At 67.8% G+C, this 16,897-nt stretch carries 16 protein-coding genes; 9 read left to right on the forward strand and 7 right to left on the reverse strand.

The window, feature by feature from the left end; translation table 11 throughout:
• The first annotated feature begins 250 nt into the window (after nucleotides 1-250).
• From NI2_RS32855 to NI2_RS07705, 3 genes are read left to right on the forward strand one after another with little or no spacing between them, the layout of a single operon-like run.
• Nucleotides 251-913, forward strand: coding sequence for a DUF2267 domain-containing protein (locus NI2_RS32855; protein ID WP_084476105.1), 663 nt, complete (start codon nucleotides 251-253; stop codon nucleotides 911-913).
• 27 nt (nucleotides 914-940) lie between these two features.
• Nucleotides 941-1,945, forward strand: coding sequence for an Acg family FMN-binding oxidoreductase (locus NI2_RS07700; protein ID WP_084476107.1), 1,005 nt, complete (start codon nucleotides 941-943; stop codon nucleotides 1,943-1,945).
• A complete protein-coding gene (locus tag NI2_RS07705) occupies nucleotides 1,942-2,463 on the forward strand; it encodes a hypothetical protein (protein ID WP_067487917.1) in 522 nt (173 codons plus the stop codon). The genes NI2_RS07700 and NI2_RS07705 overlap by 4 nt, the downstream gene beginning before the upstream one ends.
• Nucleotides 2,464-2,701: 238 nt before the next feature.
• On the opposite strand, the gene NI2_RS07710 is transcribed toward NI2_RS07705, so the two are convergent.
• Nucleotides 2,702-5,254 (reverse strand): cation-translocating P-type ATPase, encoded by a 2,553-nt coding sequence (locus tag NI2_RS07710; protein ID WP_243750052.1) that lies wholly within the window; start codon nucleotides 5,252-5,254, stop codon nucleotides 2,702-2,704.
• A gap of 308 nt (nucleotides 5,255-5,562) precedes the next feature.
• Between NI2_RS07710 and NI2_RS07715 the strand changes: the two genes are divergently transcribed.
• Nucleotides 5,563-6,930 carry a wax ester/triacylglycerol synthase family O-acyltransferase gene (locus NI2_RS07715; protein ID WP_067487919.1) on the forward strand — a complete coding sequence of 456 codons (1,368 nt, stop codon included), beginning with the start codon at nucleotides 5,563-5,565 and terminating at the stop codon, nucleotides 6,928-6,930.
• A gap of 89 nt (nucleotides 6,931-7,019) precedes the next feature.
• Here NI2_RS07715 and NI2_RS07720 read toward each other — a convergent pair whose 3' ends face one another.
• The gene (locus tag NI2_RS07720) at nucleotides 7,020-7,895 is read right to left on the reverse strand and encodes a universal stress protein (RefSeq protein WP_067487921.1); all 876 of its coding nucleotides are present in this window, start codon (nucleotides 7,893-7,895) and stop codon (nucleotides 7,020-7,022) included.
• Nucleotides 7,896-8,104: 209 nt separating this feature from the next.
• Between NI2_RS07720 and NI2_RS07725 the strand changes: the two genes are divergently transcribed.
• From NI2_RS07725 to NI2_RS07740, 4 genes are all read left to right on the forward strand, one after another.
• Nucleotides 8,105-8,557, forward strand: a complete 453-nt coding sequence (locus tag NI2_RS07725; protein ID WP_067488319.1) for an Hsp20/alpha crystallin family protein — start codon at nucleotides 8,105-8,107, stop codon at nucleotides 8,555-8,557.
• A gap of 173 nt (nucleotides 8,558-8,730) precedes the next feature.
• A complete protein-coding gene (locus tag NI2_RS07730) occupies nucleotides 8,731-9,789 on the forward strand; it encodes a zinc-dependent alcohol dehydrogenase family protein (protein ID WP_067487923.1) in 1,059 nt (352 codons plus the stop codon).
• Entirely contained in the window at nucleotides 9,786-10,259 is a 474-nt protein-coding gene (locus NI2_RS07735) for a GNAT family N-acetyltransferase (RefSeq protein ID WP_067487926.1), read from the forward strand. The genes NI2_RS07730 and NI2_RS07735 overlap by 4 nt, the downstream gene beginning before the upstream one ends.
• 302 nt (nucleotides 10,260-10,561) lie before the next feature.
• Entirely contained in the window at nucleotides 10,562-10,840 is a 279-nt protein-coding gene (locus NI2_RS07740) for a DNA glycosylase AlkZ-like family protein (RefSeq protein ID WP_084476111.1), read from the forward strand.
• Nucleotides 10,841-10,939: 99 nt separating this feature from the next.
• Here NI2_RS07740 and NI2_RS07745 read toward each other — a convergent pair whose 3' ends face one another.
• On the reverse strand, nucleotides 10,940-11,662 hold the full coding sequence (locus NI2_RS07745) for a VIT1/CCC1 transporter family protein (protein ID WP_067487930.1): 723 nt from the start codon (nucleotides 11,660-11,662) through the stop codon (nucleotides 10,940-10,942).
• A gap of 347 nt (nucleotides 11,663-12,009) precedes the next feature.
• Here NI2_RS07745 and NI2_RS07750 point away from each other — a divergent pair, with 347 nt between their 5' ends.
• Nucleotides 12,010-13,230 carry an MFS transporter gene (locus NI2_RS07750; protein WP_067487932.1) on the forward strand — a complete coding sequence of 407 codons (1,221 nt, stop codon included), beginning with the start codon at nucleotides 12,010-12,012 and terminating at the stop codon, nucleotides 13,228-13,230.
• A gap of 26 nt (nucleotides 13,231-13,256) precedes the next feature.
• On the opposite strand, the gene NI2_RS07755 is transcribed toward NI2_RS07750, so the two are convergent.
• The 4 genes from NI2_RS07755 to NI2_RS07770 form a co-directional block, all read right to left on the reverse strand.
• Complete coding sequence (locus NI2_RS07755; RefSeq protein ID WP_067487934.1) at nucleotides 13,257-13,739, reverse strand: SRPBCC family protein; 483 nt, start codon at nucleotides 13,737-13,739, stop codon at nucleotides 13,257-13,259.
• On the reverse strand, nucleotides 13,736-14,053 hold the full coding sequence (locus NI2_RS07760; RefSeq protein ID WP_243750051.1) for an ArsR/SmtB family transcription factor: 318 nt from the start codon (nucleotides 14,051-14,053) through the stop codon (nucleotides 13,736-13,738). Before NI2_RS07760 ends, NI2_RS07755 begins: the two co-directional genes overlap by 4 nt.
• Before the next feature lie 160 nt (nucleotides 14,054-14,213).
• A complete protein-coding gene (locus NI2_RS07765) occupies nucleotides 14,214-15,488 on the reverse strand; it encodes an MFS transporter (protein ID WP_067487938.1) in 1,275 nt (424 codons plus the stop codon).
• Nucleotides 15,485-16,852, reverse strand: a complete 1,368-nt coding sequence (locus NI2_RS07770; protein WP_067487940.1) for an MBL fold metallo-hydrolase — start codon at nucleotides 16,850-16,852, stop codon at nucleotides 15,485-15,487. Before NI2_RS07770 ends, NI2_RS07765 begins: the two co-directional genes overlap by 4 nt.
• Nucleotides 16,853-16,897 lie beyond the last annotated feature (45 nt).

Here is a 16,897-nt window from a genome sequence, read left to right on the forward strand (position 1 = left end):
CGGGTGGTGACGGGCATTGGTCCCGAGCGGACCCGGCCGGAACAAAGGGCCTTCAGCCGTCTCGGCGATGCCTTTCGGATCTGGGTCGGTCCGGCCCCGGCGCCGATGATGGAGTTATCGAGCACGCCCAGGGTGGACGACAACGAGGTTGGTCACCCAGCTACATCGGCACAGCGTGGTGATGGTGTAGCTCGTGCACCCCTCGCAGGTGAAGCCGTGGGGGACGGCGTCGACAACCAGGAGAAACTTCATGTCGAACCATCATGATCCACTGGCCCCGACGGTCCACACCGCCCATGTGTGGCTGCGCGCCGTAGCCGACGGCCTCGACACCGATGATCGCCGGTTCGCCCTTCGCGCACTGCGTGCGTGGTTGCACACGGTGCGTGATCGGATCGGGACCGACAGTTCGGCGCACCTGTCCGCGCAGCTGCCCGAGCTGCTGCGTGGTGTCTACTTCGAGAACTGGGTGCCGAGCCATCTGCCGGTGCGGCACGGCATTCGGGAGTTCTGCGCCCAATTCGCCCGCGAAGCCGGGATCGAGCCCGAAGAGGTTCCCGCCGTGGTGGCGGCGGTGACCTACGCGCTGGACTCGCGATTCTCGCCCGGGCTGCTCCCGCGCGTCTTCGCCGGGATGCCGATCATGCTGTTCCGCCTGCTGTACGGGGCGACATCCGACATCGCGGGCGAGCTTCGGCTGCCGGCACCCGATGTCGAGGAACAACCAGAGCCGGATCGCTTGACACGACTCGAGCAGCACGTGACGACGCTCACCGAGGCGGTCATGGCGCTGTCGCACGGACTCGAACAGCTGCCGACCGACCCGGACACCCCCACACGGACCGCGGAATCCGCTCGCCACGCGCATGATCTGCTGCTCGCGAGTGGCATCGGTACCGGCGGACCGGCATGACGGCCGGTGACTGGAACGGGGCCCCCGATGAGGATCACACGAACACCTGACCTGGCGACTGTGCACGCCGTGTACGAGCGAGCGGCCCGGGCTCCGTCGTTGCACAACAGCCAACCGTGGCGATGGCGCTGGGACGGCGCCCGTGCCGCGCTGCTCGTCGATCGGGATCGGCTGCTGCCAGCCACCGACTCGTTCAACCGGGAGGGCATTCTCGGCTGCGGAGCGATGTTGCACCACGGCGAGGTCGCGTGGGCGGCGGCGGGTTGGGATACGCGGACCGCCCGCTTCCCGTCGCCGACCGTGCGCGGCCACATCGCGACGATCGAACCCAGGGACTGGTGCGAGCCCCGAGAAGCCGACCGAGAGCTCGGTGCGGCGATCGACCGGCGATACAGCGACCGGATGCCCATGGACCCCCCGCCCGAATGGGTGACGACGCCGAAGATCTTGGAGTTCCTCGGCGACAGATCGCACACGAGGGTGACGTTTCTGGATGGCGACGGTGTCGACGCGCTGCGGCGGATCTCGCAGCTCACCTGGCGACTACGCCGATACGACCCGAAATACGGTGCCGAATTGAGCTGGTGGACCTCGGGCCCGGAACGGAACAGCGATGGAGTTCCCGCTGCCGGGTTGCCTGCCGCTCCGGACCGGGGCCGCGTGCCGCTGGGCAGGGAGTTCCCCGCCGGTTCGGCCGCGTCACCGGATTGCGTCGCCGACGACGCGGCCGAGGTCGTCGTGCTGTCGACCGAGAGCGATTCGGTGGAGGCCGTGCTGGATTGTGGGTATGCGCTGTCGGCGATTCTGCTCGAATGCACGGTGCACGACCTGTCCACCTGCACCGTCTCCCACGTCACGGAGCTGCCGTCGTCACGCGCGAAGGTGACAGATCTCGTGGGGCACTCGCACCCGCAGGTATTGGTCCGGATCGGTAGTGCAAGAACGCCTGCGCCTCCGCGCAGTCCGCGGCGCTCCGTCGACAGCGTTCTGGATGTCGAGGTCCGTGGCGGTGCGCCGATGATCCGATCATGAGCGTGTCGACGAAGTTCCAAGCACCCGGAGTCGGCGCGTCGTTACTGCTTTCGGTCCTGGGGATACCGTTCGTCGCGCGGTGCAGCCCCACGATGGCCGAGCTGCGCTACCGAGGGCGGCGCTCCGGGCGTCGCATCGCGCTCCCCGTGGCGTACGCCAGAGTGGGGGAGCGCGCCGTCATCCGGGTGGCGCGCTCCGACACCAAGAAGTGGTGGCGCAATTTCACCTCGCCTCACCCGGTGTCGATCCGGCTACGAGATCGATGGGTCAACGGCGTGGCTCACGTCGCCCAGCCGGGCTCGCTCGAACACGAGGAGCTCGCGGCCCACTATCAGCAGACCTTCACCCGCTGTGCGGTTCCGGTGGACGATCCCCTGGTGGTGATCGAACTGTCCCCGCGCCGAGGCGACCCTCGCGAATCGCGTGCCCGGCGCACGTCGAACGCGTTCTGGCGACGCTGGATGGTGTCGGTGACAGCTGGTGAGGCGTTGCGTTTCGCTGCTCCGGCGGTGGTCTAAGGTGCTGGTCCGCGATGCCTCGCCTGGTATCGCGGTCATGGCGCTGCTCGCGGGGGGAACAGGGTAAGGCGCCGTTTACGGGTACGCCGCAGGGTCGGGTGCTGGTGTAGGTGTTCCCCGGATTGCCGGTGCGCATCCGGACGATCGCCACCGCTCTGGGTGCCGCGGTCGCCTGGTCGATCGCGCTGATCGCGATATCGGTCGGCGACACAACGGCGCGGTGTGACAGCTTGGTTCCTCATCTTCGACGGCGCCGCAGCATCTTGTGCGCTGTATCGGCCGCCAAGAGCGCGGGTATCGCGCAGGCCGCGAGGACCCATCCGAGCACGGTCGGCGGTGAGCCGCCGAGCAGTTCGGGAAGTGGCGGTACCCACAGAAATACGACAAGCAGCGCGATCTCGATCGCGACGGTGGTCAGCAGCAGTGGATTCCCGCGCCATCCGGTCGCTCCCACCCAGCGTGTCTCACTCCGGCAGGCGAACGCGTTGGTCAGCTGGCCGAGGACGATCGCGACGAACAGCGCGCCCGACGCCGACGCGAGAGTGCCTGCGGCGACCTCGTCGCCCAGCCGCCAGCCCGCGACAGTCAGCACCGTGAGGAACGCACACATGGCGACGGTGGCCTCGGTAGCACCGAGCACACCGAATACCCGCCGCAACAGCGTGCGATCGATGAGCGTGCCGGCCTTGGGCGGCCCGGACATGGTGCGCGGATTCGGTGGCTCGGCGCCCAGCGCGAGAGCGGGCAGCATGTCGGTTCCGATGTCGAGCGCGAGCACCTGCAATACGGTGAAACCGAGTGGAATCGTTCCGCCGCTCGCCGCCCAGAGCGCGAACGGCGCGAGTTCGGCGACATTGTCGGTCAGGTGATAAGTGAGAAACCGACGAATGTTGGCGAAGGTCGCACGGCCGAGCCGGATCGCGGCGACGATGGTGCCGAAATGGTCGTCCAACAGAACCAGGTCGGCCGCCTCGCGCGCCACGTCGGTACCCGAGGCGCCCATCGCGATGCCGATGTCGGCAGCGCGTAGCGCGGGACCGTCGTTCACCCCGTCGCCGGTCATCGCGACGACATGCCCTCGTCGTTGTAGCGCGGCGGCGATCCTCAGTTTCTGTTCGGGTGCGACCCTCGCGACCACCACTCCGCCGCGCTCGAGCAAGCTCGCCAGCCGGCCGTCGTCCTCGGGGAGGTCGGCCCCGGACAGGACGAGGCGGTCCGGACCGAACAGTCCGACCTGCTCGGCGATCGCGGCTGCTGTGCCGGGGTGGTCGCCGGTGACCATGGCCACCTGGATGCCGGCACTGCGGCAGTCGGCGATCGCCGTGGCGACGTCGGCGCGTGGTGGGTCTTCGAGGCCGATGACGCCGAGCAGGCGTGGCGTCGAGGCCGGGTCCGCGGCGCGGGCGACGGCGAGGACTCGGAGTCCGCGCGCGGTCATCTCCGCTACCCGGGCGGTGGCATCTTCGGTATCGGACTCACAGAGCGCCAGTATTGCTTCCGGTGCGCCGGTGATGTGCTCGCCGTCGGCATCGATCACGGATGCGCGGCGGGTATGGGTGTCGAACGGTGTGCGGTGCCATGGAACGGGTGGTGGGGCCGCGCCGGTGCGGGTGGCCAAAACATGGACGGCGACTTCCATCGGGTCGCCGATCGGCACCCACTTCGCCTGCACGAATTGCGCGCGGGCGTCCGGGGAGCATCGCGCGGCGGAATCTGCCATTGTCGCGGTCGCCGCGATTGCCTCGGCGGTTCCGGTGAGGGTGGCGTCCGGGCTGTACCCGGTCCCGTCGACGATCACCGGGCCTGGCGGCGTCCATACTTCGACGACCTGCATCTCATTGCGCGTCAGGGTGCCGGTCTTGTCGGTGCAGATGAAGGTCGTCGCGCCCAGCGTCTCGACCGCCTCGAGCCTGCGGACCAACGCGTTCTGCCCGGCCATCCGCTGTGCCGCCCTTGCCAGAGACAACGTGACCGTAGGCAGCAGTCCCTCCGGAACCAGAGCGACGGTGACACCGATCGAGAACAGCAGGCTCTCGGTGAGGTCCCGTCCGAGAGCGGCGAAGACACCGAACGACGACACGCCGACCAGGACGGCGATGAGCGCGACCAATCGCACTACCCGGTGCAGCTGACGAGTCAGTGGGCTGGGCGGTCTGGTCGCCCGAGCGGTGGCGGCGGCCAGGGTGGCCAGGCGGGTGGCCGACCCGATCCCGTGCACCTCCGCCTCACCTTGGCCTGCCACGACGTAGGTGCCGGCAAGGACGAGCTCGCCGATACCTCGTGGCACCGGTTCCGCCTCGCCCGTCAGCATCGATTCGTCCACGGCGACACGCCGAGCGGTCCGCATCGTCGCGTCGGCGCAGACTCGATCGCCCGCTTCGAGGACGAGGAGATCGCCGATCACGAGGGTGTCCGAGTCGACGGTGACGACGCGCCCATCGCGTCGTACCGCCGCTGTCACCGGGAGCAGATCGTGGAGCCGTTGAGCGGCCCGATCGGCCCGGTATTCCTGGACGAACGCGAAGATACCGTTGAGGATCACCACGCAGGCGATGGCGATGGCAAGTGCCGGCATGCCGGCGATCAGCGCCAGTGCGGCGGCTATCCACAGCATGGCCGCGAAGAAGTGGGTCAACTGGCCCGCGAACTGCGAAATCCGATTCGGCGGAGGCGTCGCCGGCAGTGCGTTGGCGCCGTCACGGCGATGGCGCACGGCGGCTTCCGCGGATGTCAGTCCCCGGTAGCCGACCGTGGTCATCGCGACCTCGTGTGCGCCGGGGTCGAGCAGCATCGTGTTCCCGGTTCACCGATCATGGTGCCTGCCGGCGGCCGTGACATCGGAGAGGTCGGCACCGGGCATCCGCCTGGCTGTTTTCGGTGTCATGACTACCAGCGTCGCCCTGCGCGTGGGGAGAGGAGCAGGGCCGAGGTGCCCGCACCGTGGGGACCAAAGCCACACTGAACGAACGCGATCAGGACCGTCGGCCGCGGACCATCGCCTCTGACCGCTCCGGTCGGCACGTCGGAGGATGGATGTGGCGCCTCGCGACTGTGTGCGCGTTGGCGAAATGACACGTACACCGATCGTGAGGTCGACTGATGAGCGAGCTGCATCCCCTGGACGGGGGATTCATGGAGTTGGAGGACACCGACCGACATATCAGTCTGGGGATCGGTGCCGCGGCGATCGTGGCCGGGCCCGCACCGACACGGGCGGAATTCGTCGAATGGTTACAGAGTCGCCTCGACCACGTGGATCGTCTCCGTGAGCGGGTGCGAAGTTCGCGATGGGACCTGACCGCACCGGTATGGGAGGCGGATCCACACTTCGACCTGGCCCACCATGTTCGCTGGATCGCTTTGCCGGAGCCGAACGACGAGTCGGCTCTGCGCGAGGTGATCGCCGCGGAGCTGGCGCAACGCCTGGACCGTGACCATCCGTTGTGGCAGTGCGTAGTCGTCGAACACCTGGCGGGTGATCGATGGGCGCTTATCGTGAAGGCCCACCACGCCATGGTCGACGGCATCTCGGGGATCTCTTTGTTCGAGCGGCTGTGCGAGCCGACCGAGGATCGCTCCGTACCGGAGGTGCAGCCGAGTTCGCCTGTGCCGGGTCGCGGTCGGTTCTCTTTCGCGGCCAGGATTGTGCGCTTACCTGTGACGGCGCCCCGCTTCACGATCACGGCGATACGAAGCCTCGTACCGGTGGTGTGCGCCGCTGTCGCGCCGAGTGGCTCGTCTTCGTTGAACGGCCCCATCGGGCGGCAGCGAAGGTACGTCGTCGCCCGGTCTTCGTTGACCGACGTCCGTGAGATCGGGGCGGCGTTCTCGGCGTCGGTCAACGATGTGGCTCTGGCGGCCGTCACCTCCGCCTATCGCACCCTTCTGCTCCGGCGAGGCGAGGATCCGGGTATAACACGCCTGCGCATCCTGGTTCCGATCTCGGTCCGGCCGGGTACCGCCGGCGATGCGCTGGACAACCGGGTGTCGGCCATCATTCCGCATCTGCCCGTCGAGGTGTCGGACCCGGTCGAACGGCTCGACGCGGTCCACGCCCGGGTCACCTACCACCGCGCCAGGGGGGAAGCCGAGGCCGAGCGATCGATGCTGGAGGTGGCCGAATCGCTTCCCTACGCGGTCGTCGCATGGGCCTTCCGACTCGCGGGACATTTCCCTCAGCGCAGTGTCGCGGCCCTGGCGACGAATGTTCCCGGCCCGAGACGGCGGCTGGCACTGATCGGGCGTCCGGTCCTGGAGATCTTGCCGTGTATCCCGATCGCGATGCGACTGCGTACCACGATCGCGATTCTGAGCTATCAGCAACATCTCGTCTTCGGGATCACCGGTGACTACGACACGACTCCCGACATCGATGTGCTCGCAGAGGGTATCGAGTGCGGCATCGCCGAGCTGTTGGCGCTGGCCCAAGATCGCGGTGAAGGCCACCCTTCGGATCCGGTCGGATAGAGCGCACTTCTCGTGATGCGAACAGGTCGTCGGTCTTCGCGTCGCGCTCCACCGCTCTTGGGTGCGAGAGGTTGTGCGAAAAAGGACGGTCAGTTCTCGCCCCGCGGTCGGGCGATGATCAGGGGGCGATCCGTGCCGTGCAACACGGCCTGGGCGACCGAGCCGAGGGGCATACCGGCGAACCCGCCGCGACCGTGGCTGCCGACCACGATCAGCTGCGCGTCCGCTCCGGCGGTCAGTAGAGCCCGCGACGGCCGGTCCTCTACCGCGATGAGATCAACTTTCACCTCGGGATACTTTTCCGCGTGGTCCGCCAGGCTGTCCGAAAGCAACGCTTCGGCCGCGATCTGCACGGCGGTGTGTGCTCGGTGGCGGTAGGACCGGGACCGAGCATGGACAGCGACGAGCCGGACGCCTCGATGTGCTGCCTCGTCGAAGGCCAGGGCGATCGCATCGGTGCTGCACGCCGAGCCGTCGACTCCGACCACGATCGGAGCATCGACGTCGAATTCGGTTTCCGGGATCACCGCGACCGGGCAGTCCGCATGCCGGGCGAGCGCGGTGCTGACCGACCCGAGCACGGTCCGTCGCAGGGCACCCAGACCTCGGCTGCCGACGACCAGCAGACGTGCCGATCGACCGTGATGCAGCAGCGCGGCGACGGCGGAGCCGTCGAAACTGGCCGTCGTGATCGTGACTTCGCGGGTCGGCGCGCTGAACTCGGCAGCTCGCGCCGAGGCCGCCGCGATGACGGCCGCACTGTGATGGTGCAGCGCTTCGTAATCGAAAATCGGGGCGATCAGGCCGAAGTCGTAGTCGACAGGGGTATCGACCGCGTTGACCAGCTGCAGCGGGGCGCGATGTCGCGTCGCGTACTCGACCGCCCAGCGCAGCGCGACACCTGCCTGCTCAGAGCCGTCGACGCCGACCACTACCGGAGTTCTTGCGTTGTGCGGAGTGGACACGAGGACCGCCTTTCTGTTCCTGCCACTGTGCGCCGAGCACCGGGGTGGGGGGCAGGGCCGGACGACCCGGCACGAAAGGGACGAGGTTGTCCCGCGGATCCGTGCCGTACGGGACGAAGGGCCTCGGTCGAGGGGTCCGTCGTCCCTAGGCGGCTCGCTCGCCCCCTGGTCGAATCGAAGACGTCCGATTCACCGCACAGGAGATGACCATGAGCTTGCTCCCCGCACACCGCCCCCACTCGCTGCTCCCCGAGTTCACCGACTGGTTGTCGGGCTTTCCCTCCGCCCAGAATCTGCGGCCGCTCTTCGAAGGAAGGCTGATCAAGGTCGAGGACGAGATCGCTGACGGTAAGTACCTCGTCCGCGCCGAACTTCCCGGGATCGATCCCGCCGAGGACATCGACGTCACCGTCCGCGACGGCGTGCTCACCATCAAAGCCGAGCGCAGTGAACGCACCACCACCAAGGGGCGAAGCGAGTTCGCCTACGGCTCGTTCACACGCTCGGTCGCCTTGCCGCCCAGCGCGACCGAGGACGACACCACAGCCACCTACAAGAACGGCATCCTCACCGTTTCGGTTCCTTTGTCGGGCCCTGAAAAGGACACCGAGGAAAAGCACATTCCGGTCGAATCCCAGGACGCCGGCCCGACCGGGAAGTAGCACTCCGCCACGGCCGGGCCGCTTCCAGGGGACCGTCTTCCCGCGGCCCGGCCGTCGCGGGCTTGTCGAGCGCTATCCGAATCCGAGGACCCCTCGGCCGAGGATCCACGCCTGTAGCCGTGCGGGCGCGCCATTCCACATTCGAGTGCTGTTGACAGACAAGGAGATTCGCGATGTTCGCCATGGTCTATGACGGTCCGGGACTTCCGCATTTTCGTGAGGTGGACGACCCTACGATCCGCGACAGCACCGATGCCGTCGTCAGGGTCGACACAGCCACCATCTGCGGTACCGACCTGCACATCTTGCGCGGCGACGTGCCCGAGGTCGAGCCAGGACGGATACTCGGCCACGAAGCCGTCGGAACTGTCACCGCTGTCGGCAGCGGCGTACGCACCTTGCGCGCCGGTGACCGGGTGCTCGTCTCCTGCATCAGCGCGTGCGGCGTGTGCTTCTCGTGTCGCCAGGCGCGGTACGGGCAATGTGTCGGTGGCGGCGGTTGGCTGCTCGGCCACGAAATCGACGGTACCCATGCCGAATCGGTGCGCGTGCCCTTCGCCGACATGTCGACCCATCTGATCCCGTCGGGGATCAGCGACGAGCAGATGCTGATGCTCGCCGACATCCTGCCCACCAGCTTCGAGGTCGGCGTACGCAACGGAGCGGTGTCGCCCGGCGACACCGTCGCCATCGTTGGGGCCGGACCGATCGGGCTCGCCGCGGTGATGACGGCGAGACTCTACAGCCCGAGCCACATCGTCGTCATCGACATCGCCGACGCGCGATTGGCCGCGGCACGAGAACTCGGTGCCGATTCAGTGCTCAACAGTCGTCGCGACGACGTGACCGCGATCATCGCCGAGCTCACCGGTGGCCGGGGTGTCGACGTGACGCTCGAGGCGGTCGGCGTACCCGAGACGTTCGAGTTGGCCATCGATCTCGTGCGGCCCGGTGGTCACGTCGCCAACATCGGCGTCCACGGCGCCTCGGCCTCACTACCTCTGCAGGACATCTGGAGTCGTGATCTGACCATCACCACCGGTCTGGTGGACACCGATTCGACACCGCGACTGATCGAGTTGATCCGATCAGCCCGTCTCGATCCGACTCCGCTGATCACCCACCGTTTCGATATGGACGAATTCACCGATGCCTACGACACTTTCGCGCGCGCCGCGGAAACCGGCGCGCTGAAAGTCGCGGTCGCCCGAGCGAAGAAGGAGGAGCGGTGACGACCACGATATCGGGCATCAGCTACCGCGAACTCGGCCCCGCCGACCGCGACTCGGTGTGTGCGTTGCACGCCGGTCTGGTGGGCAACGACGGTTATTTCCGGTTCTTCGCCCCACCTCCCAAGGACCTCGATCGGGTGATCGGTCCCATCGCTTCGAGTGATCGCGCACATTGCGCTGTCGGCGCGTTCACCGGCGACCGGTTGGTCGGTGTGGCCAATTTCGTCGTTCTCGAAGACGGTGCCACCGCGGAGATCGCGATGGTCGTCGCCGCCGACGAACAGCACCATGGCATCGGTACCGACCTGCTAGGCCGCCTTGCCGAATGCGGCCGCGCGCGCGGTATCGATCGGTTCATCGCCGAGGTGATGCCGACGAACTCCAAGGCGATGCGGCTCATCATCGATTCCGACCTCCCGATCTCGGCCCACCGCACGGAAGGTGTCATCCAGATCGCTTTCCACCTGTAAGCGCCCGAGCCGGGCTCGGCCCGACGATCTCTGTGCGGTGCGGGAGACCAGACCGCCGACGTCGCGACCAGTTTCATGGTCTTGCCGAGTTGGAGCCGACGCTGCGGATGGCTGACATCGCAGCGTACGACATAGCGCCGCATAGGGATCAGCGGTGGTCTCGGCTCGACCCGCTGAATCGATCGGCCGCGGGGCCGATTCTCGACGAATGACTCCGATCGGGAGGTGGCGGCGATGACAACTCTGGACGCGGACGCGGTGATCGGTCGGCTGTCGGGACGGGAACTCGCGATCTCACTCCCATCGATTTCGCGGAGCGATGTGCCTGGATCCACGTCGACGACCTGGACGAGCTGCGGTCCCCGCCTACCGCACGCGCAGTTCGATTGCTGCCGCCCGGTGATTCATTCACCCAGGCACGCGACCGCGACACCCTCGTGGACCGGCTTCATCAGCGGTCGGTGTGGCCGGCGGCGGGCGCTCCCGGCATCGTGCTGGCCGCCGGTGTCATCGCCGGGGTCTGGGCCCGGCTCGTCGCCGAGCTGCGAGGCGCCACCGATGTCCGGGTCGACTACGACTGAGACGACGACCATGTGGGATGCGCGCGGCGAACCGGGGAGGCCGCCGATCTCTTCGACCGGGTCACCCGGTGACTCGATTTCGGCCCGACCCCTGACCGCTCAGCCGCCGAGTGTGTCGGTGAGTGTGCCGATCGCGTAGGTCACCGCCATGGCCAGTGCGCCGCCGACGACGACTCGTAGCACTGCTCTGCCTCGCGCGCTTCCGCCGAGTCGCGCGCTCAGCGATCCGGTGAGCGCGAGTGCTACGAGTACTGCCACGAAGGTCACCGGCACTCGCCACTGTGCCGGTGGCAGCACGATCGCCAGTAGCGGGAGCAGCGCTCCGCAGATGAACGCGATCGCCGAGGATCCGGCGGCGGCCCATGGGTTGGTGAGTTCGCTCGGGTCGAGTTTGAGTTCGGCTTCGGCGTGGGCGGTGAAGGCGTCGTGGGCGGTCAGTTCCTCGGCTACCTTGCGTGCGGTCGCCGGGCTCAGGCCCTTGGCCTGGTAGATCTCGGTGAGTTCGGCCAGTTCGTAGTCGGGGAAGTCGGCCAGTTCCCGTCGTTCCTTGGCCAGTAGCGCTTTCTCCGAATCGCGTTGAGTGCTCACCGATACGTACTCACCGGCCGCCATCGAGATCGCGCCCGCGACGAGTCCGGCCACGCCCGCGGCGAGGATCGTCGTGCTGTCGTTCGTTGTCGCCGCGACACCGACCACCAGCCCGGCGGTGGAGACGATGCCGTCGTTGGCGCCGAGTACCCCGGCGCGCAGCCAGTTCAGCCGGGAGGCGAGGCCCTCGGCATGGGGTTCGTGCGGGTGGGTGTCGGTCGGCGAGTCCTGCACCCGATCAGCCTAAACGACCTTGAACTTCCCGGCTCGCGGTCGCGCTGCAACGGCTGGTGCTGATGGCATTCGGCGCCGATTTCACGCCATCCAGCGCTCGCCGGGGTCCGTGCTCGCGGCTCGCCGATACCGATCCTATCGAGTTCCCGGCAGGCGGCGTCATGGTCGGGCAGTCCACCGGGAGTTTCGTGGCAGAAGACCTGCCTCTTGATCCAATAATCTCTGGAATACCGTAGCATTAGCGCTCGCGGGCTTCCTCGCAATGTTGGCCCATCTCCTCATAGGGAAGAGATTTCGTCGTGCCTCACAGTGCTATCCGTACCGGTCTTGCCTCCGGCCCGGAGTCGATGGCTCGCGTACAGCGCCGCACTCTCGGAGTGTTGGTTTCGGCTCAGATCCTCAGCGGCGCGGGGCTGGCTGCCGGAATAACGGTGGGCGCGCTGTTGGCCAAGGACATGCTCGGTTCGACCAGTCTGGCTGGGCTGCCCAGTGCGTTGTTCACGGCGGGGTCGGCCCTCGCCGCGGTGGCGGTCGGCCGGTTGTCTCAGGCGCGTGGCCGTCGCCCTGGGTTGGCGGCCGGGTATCTCACCGGCGCGATCGGCAGTGTCGGGGTGATCGCCGCCGCGGTGGTGGACAATCCGGCCCTGCTATTCATCGCGTTGTTCGTCTACGGTGCGGGCACTGCCACCAATCTGCAGGCCCGGTACGCCGGAGCGGATCTGGCCCCTGCCTCGCGCCGTGGCAGGGCGGTGTCGACAGTGCTGGTCGCGACCACGCTCGGCGGTGTCGTAGGCCCCAATCTCGCCGCGCCGACCGGCGAGCTGGCTCGGGTGCTGGGCATCCCCTATTTGGCGGGGCCGTTCCTGCTCGCCGCTGTGGCCTACGGTTTGGCTGCGGTTGTGCTGGCGATCTGGCTGCGCCCGGATCCTCTGCTGTTGGCCCGGCGCGTGAGTATCGACGTCGAAGAACCTGCCGAATCAGCCGATGACCTCGATGCCGGACCAGTCGAGAATGCTGGGCGGGGGATCGTGGTGGGCGGGTTCGTGATGGCGCTGACCCAGTTGGTGATGGTGGCGATCATGACGATGACGCCGGTGCACATGCTCGCGCACGGGCACGGCGCTGGTGCTGCGGGCGCGGTGATCGCGGTTCACGTCGGTGCGATGTATCTGCCCTCGCCGCTGACGGGTTGGCTCGTGGACCGCTTCGGTCGGTTGCCGGTCGCGGGCGCCTCGGGGTTCACGTTGCTGGCCGCCGGCATGCTTGCCGCGCTGGCGCCCTCGGACTCGGTTGTTGTCTTGGCGGTGGCATTGGCGTTGTTGGGGCTCGGCTGGAACCTGGGCTTGGTGGCGGGTACCGCCATCATCACCGACACGGTGCCGCTGGCGACACGTGCCAAAACCCAGGGCACCGTGGATGTTTCCATCGCCATTGCCGGTGCGACCGGCGGGATGGGCTCGGGGTTGATGGTCGCGGCGACGAGCTATCCGACGCTCGCTGTGGTCGGTGGAGTGCTCGCGTTGGCCGTGGTGCCTGCCGCCGCGCTGGTGGGGCTTCGAAACCCCTGACCGCCGTAGGGGTTTCGGCGTCTGTTTCATGAGTGGGTTCGCGCGGTCTCGGCGAACAGTTCCAGCAGGGTGCTCCACCCGCCGCCGCGTTCGACGATGGTGTCCTGGATGGCCTTGCCGTCGACGAGCCGGTCGAGGTAGCGGTGTTCCAGGGTGACCGTGGTCTGCTCCGGTCCCTGAGCGGTGAAGCGGACCTCGATCTCGCTGGCACGAGCCGGATCCGGGTCGTATTCCCAGCGGCCGTTGATCTGCCAGGTCACCACCAGCCGGTGCGGTGGCTCCCACACGAGTACCCGGCCCCAGTCGCATTCGGAGCCGTCGACGCCGCGTTCGTACCAGCGTCCGCCCTCGCCGGGCTCGAGGATCGCGTCGGCCATCTCGGCCTTGCCGATGTGATAGGCCGATGGCCACCAACTCCCGAAGGATTCAGTGAAGAACGCGAACGCCCGCTCCGGGCTCATCGCGACGGTGGCGGTGCCTTCCAGGACTGGCAGTTGTCCAGTGGTCATGGTCGATTCTCCTGTTCAGGGTCTGTGGCCGCCGCGTCGGCGGCCTTCTGAAAAGCGGTCAATGCCTCGTTCCAGATGTTCTGGAAGTACGCCTGAATCGCGGCGAGGCCGTCGGGATTCAGGCGGTAGATGCGCTTGGTGCCCTCCGGGGTCGCCACGACGAGCCCCCCTTCTTTCAGCACGCGCAGGTGCTGCGACACCGCCTGGCGCGTGACCGGCAGGGACTCGGCGAGCTCGCCCACCGACGAGGGGCGCCGAGCAAGACGTTCGAAGATCGCCTTGCGGGTCGGATCGCCCAGGATCGCCACATCCACATCTCTGAAAGCCTCCACTTGCGTAAGTGTGCGCTTTCAGATCGGGATACGCAAGGCCCTCGTAGCCGATAAGCGGCTGCCCTCGCCGCGCGTTGACACGACGAGGGCAGCGACGCTGGGAAACCAGGGTTGGGCAACCGTGCCCGGAATACGAGGGTTGCTATCGGTGGGCCGGTGGGTGGGTTTCGTACATCCGGATACCGACGGCCACCGCAGAGGCGGCGCTGACCGCTGCGGCGGCCCAGACTGCGGCGTGCAGACCGAGCAGATCGGCGACGATGCCACCGAGGACGGCGCCGACGGCGTATCCCAGATCGCGCCAGACCCGGTAGACCCCGACCGCGCGGCCCCGCCACAGCGGATGGGCGACATCGCCGATCACCGCCAGCAGGGTCGGATACACCATCGCGGTTCCGGCACCGAGCAGGACCGCGCCGACCGCCCACTCGGCGAAGCCGTGCGAGGCCGCGATGACGGCCAGCGCACCAGCCTGCAGGCTCATGCCGCCGGTGATGAGGTGCTTGCGCCCCCACCGATCCGACAACGCGCCGGTGACGAGTTGCCCAGCACCCCACACGCCGGGGTAGAGCGCGAACAGCAATCCGATCTGGCCGACGGTGAGGCCCTCGGTGGCGAACAGCAGTGGGAACAGACCCCACGACAGACCGAAGTTGAGGTTGTTGACCAGCCCGGCGTGACTCGCCGAGGACAGCGCTGGCTCGGTCAGGCTGGTCGCGGCCACGATCTGGCGATCGGTGAGATCCGCGTGTAGGTGATCGTGGCGGCCGTCGGCACGGGGAGTGTGTCGGGCCGCTTCCAGGCGGGCGTAGTCGCGGGTCTCGCGCACGAAGAACCCGCACAGGGCCAGCGCGAGCGCGGTGTAGGCCAGGCCGAGCAGAAACGGTGCGGGGCGCAGGCCGAACTGTTCGGCGAGGTAGCCGGCCAGCAGGGAGCTGAGCGCGACCGCACCGTATCCGGCGGCTTCGTTGAGGCCCATGGCCAGCCCGCGCCGGTCCGGCCCGACGAGGTCGATTTTCATCACGACGGTGGTCGACCAGGTCAGGCCCTGGTTGATGCCGAGCAGCACGTTGGCGGCCACGACCCAGCCCCAGTTCGGGGCGGCGATGAGCAACAGCGGCACCGGCAGGGCGAACAACCAGCCCACGAGGAGAACGGGTTTGCGGCCGTAGCGGTCGGAGAAGGTGCCCGCGAAGTAGTTCGCGATCGCCTTGGTGATTCCGAACGCGGCGACGTAGGTGAAGATGAAGGTGTAACCGGTGAGCCCGAACTCGGACTCCGCCAACAGGGGGAGCACGGTCTGCTGCTGGCCGACCATGCCACCGACCAGAGCGTTGACCGCGACCAGCAGCGTGAACTGGGCTGCGTTCTCCCGCAGGCCCAGAACCAGGGGCCGAGTGCTGGGGCGAAGGCTCATGCCCCGGCCGCCAGGCTCTGGCCGAGCGCGGCTGCGTAGTCGGCCGGGCAGCCTTCCAAGATCCGGATGTCGGTGCGGCCGTGGCGTTCCAGGATGCTGGCTGCGGTCATCGCGCGTTCCCCGTGTCCGCACATCACCGCCACCGGCCCGACCGGGATATCGACCAAATGTGCGGCGAGACTGCCGAGTTCGATGTGGCGGGCAGCGGGGACATGCCCGGTGGTGAACTCGCCGCGCTGGCGGATATCGAGCACCGTGGGTGCGGGGTGCGCGACCAGCTGGTGTGCGTCGAGCAACGACGCCTTCTCGACCGGTCCGGTCCACGCGGTCATTCCGCCGTCGAGTTCACCGGCGAGGGTGTCGAAACCGACTTTTGCTGCCTCCCAAGCGATATCGACGCCGCCCTGGGTATCGTCGCGGACGATGACCACGGGCCGGTCGGCGTCGACGACCCAGCCCAGCCAGGTCGCGAAGACCGGCCGCAAGGTGATCGACAGCGCTCCCGGGATGTGACCTGCGGCGAAATCGGCGGCGGGACGAACATCGACAACCTGGGCGCCGTCGGTGACCAGTGCGCTGACCTGATCGCCGGTCAACGGGGCAAGAGCGGGCTTGTCACCGAGCACGGCGGGGCCGTGGTGGTTGATCTCGCCGAGGCGCAGGAAATAGTCGGGGAAGGTTCCCAGCGAGTCGAGCAGCGCCTCGACGAAAGCGTCCTCGCCGTCGACCTGCAACAGCGGGTTGGTCGCGCGCTCGCGGCCGATGGTGGAGACCCGTGCAGTGCCGGTAGCCGCCGAGCAGAACGATCCCGCGCCGTGAGTGGGCCAGACCGGGGTGTCGTCGGGCAGTTCCATCAGCCGCTGCAGCGAGTGGTACTGGGCGCGGGCGAGCGGGATGGTCTGCTCGAGGCTGACCAGGTCGGTACGCCCTGCGGTGCCGACCATCAGCGAGCCGCCGGTGAACACGCCACGCAGTCGCTGATCCGCATCCCACAGCAGGTAGGACAGGTGCTCGGGAGAATGCCCCGGGGTCGCGAGCGCTTCGAGGACGAACTCGCCGACGGTCACGATCTCGCCGTCACCGACTGAGGTGACCTCGAATCCGCGGGGACCGACTTCGGGAGCGATCACGGTCGCGTCCTCGGTATCGGCCAGCTCCCGCACGCCGGAGATGAAGTCCGCGTGCAGGTGGGTTTCCACCGCGTAGGCGATCCGCAAGCCGTGGCGGCGCGCTTCGGCGCGCACCTGGCGCACGTCGCGTTCGGGGTCGATGACCAGGGCGCGGCCGTCGCCGAGGTCGAGCAGATAGGTCGAGTTGCCCAGCCCCTCGTCGATGACGGGGATCAGGGTGAAGTCGGTAGGCATGCACGCACTCCTCGGTTGCCTGGCCGGGCCGCAGACGGGACCCGT

The sequence above is a fragment of the Nocardia ignorata NBRC 108230 genome, assembly GCF_001612905.1.
In the GTDB taxonomy this organism is placed as follows: Bacteria; Actinomycetota; Actinomycetes; order Mycobacteriales; family Mycobacteriaceae; genus Nocardia; species Nocardia ignorata.

Excerpts from the sequence above, each read along its gene's own strand:
- NI2_RS07700 (WP_084476107.1), top strand. The coding sequence starts at position 941 with ATGAGGATCACACGAACACCTGACCTGGCGACTGTGCACGCCGTGTAC.
- NI2_RS07705 (WP_067487917.1), top strand. The coding sequence starts at position 1,942 with ATGAGCGTGTCGACGAAGTTCCAAGCACCCGGAGTCGGCGCGTCGTTA.
- NI2_RS07730 (WP_067487923.1), top strand. The coding sequence starts at position 8,731 with ATGTTCGCCATGGTCTATGACGGTCCGGGACTTCCGCATTTTCGTGAG.
- NI2_RS07765 (WP_067487938.1), bottom strand. The coding sequence starts at position 15,488 with ATGAGCCTTCGCCCCAGCACTCGGCCCCTGGTTCTGGGCCTGCGGGAG.
- NI2_RS07770 (WP_067487940.1), bottom strand. The coding sequence starts at position 16,852 with ATGCCTACCGACTTCACCCTGATCCCCGTCATCGACGAGGGGCTGGGC.
- NI2_RS07715 (WP_067487919.1), top strand. The coding sequence starts at position 5,563 with ATGAGCGAGCTGCATCCCCTGGACGGGGGATTCATGGAGTTGGAGGAC.
- NI2_RS07755 (WP_067487934.1), bottom strand. The coding sequence starts at position 13,739 with ATGACCACTGGACAACTGCCAGTCCTGGAAGGCACCGCCACCGTCGCG.
- NI2_RS07750 (WP_067487932.1), top strand. The coding sequence starts at position 12,010 with ATGGCTCGCGTACAGCGCCGCACTCTCGGAGTGTTGGTTTCGGCTCAG.
- NI2_RS07725 (WP_067488319.1), top strand. The coding sequence starts at position 8,105 with ATGAGCTTGCTCCCCGCACACCGCCCCCACTCGCTGCTCCCCGAGTTC.
- NI2_RS32855 (WP_084476105.1), top strand. The coding sequence starts at position 251 with ATGTCGAACCATCATGATCCACTGGCCCCGACGGTCCACACCGCCCAT.
- NI2_RS07710 (WP_243750052.1), bottom strand. The coding sequence starts at position 5,254 with ATGCTGCTCGACCCCGGCGCACACGAGGTCGCGATGACCACGGTCGGC.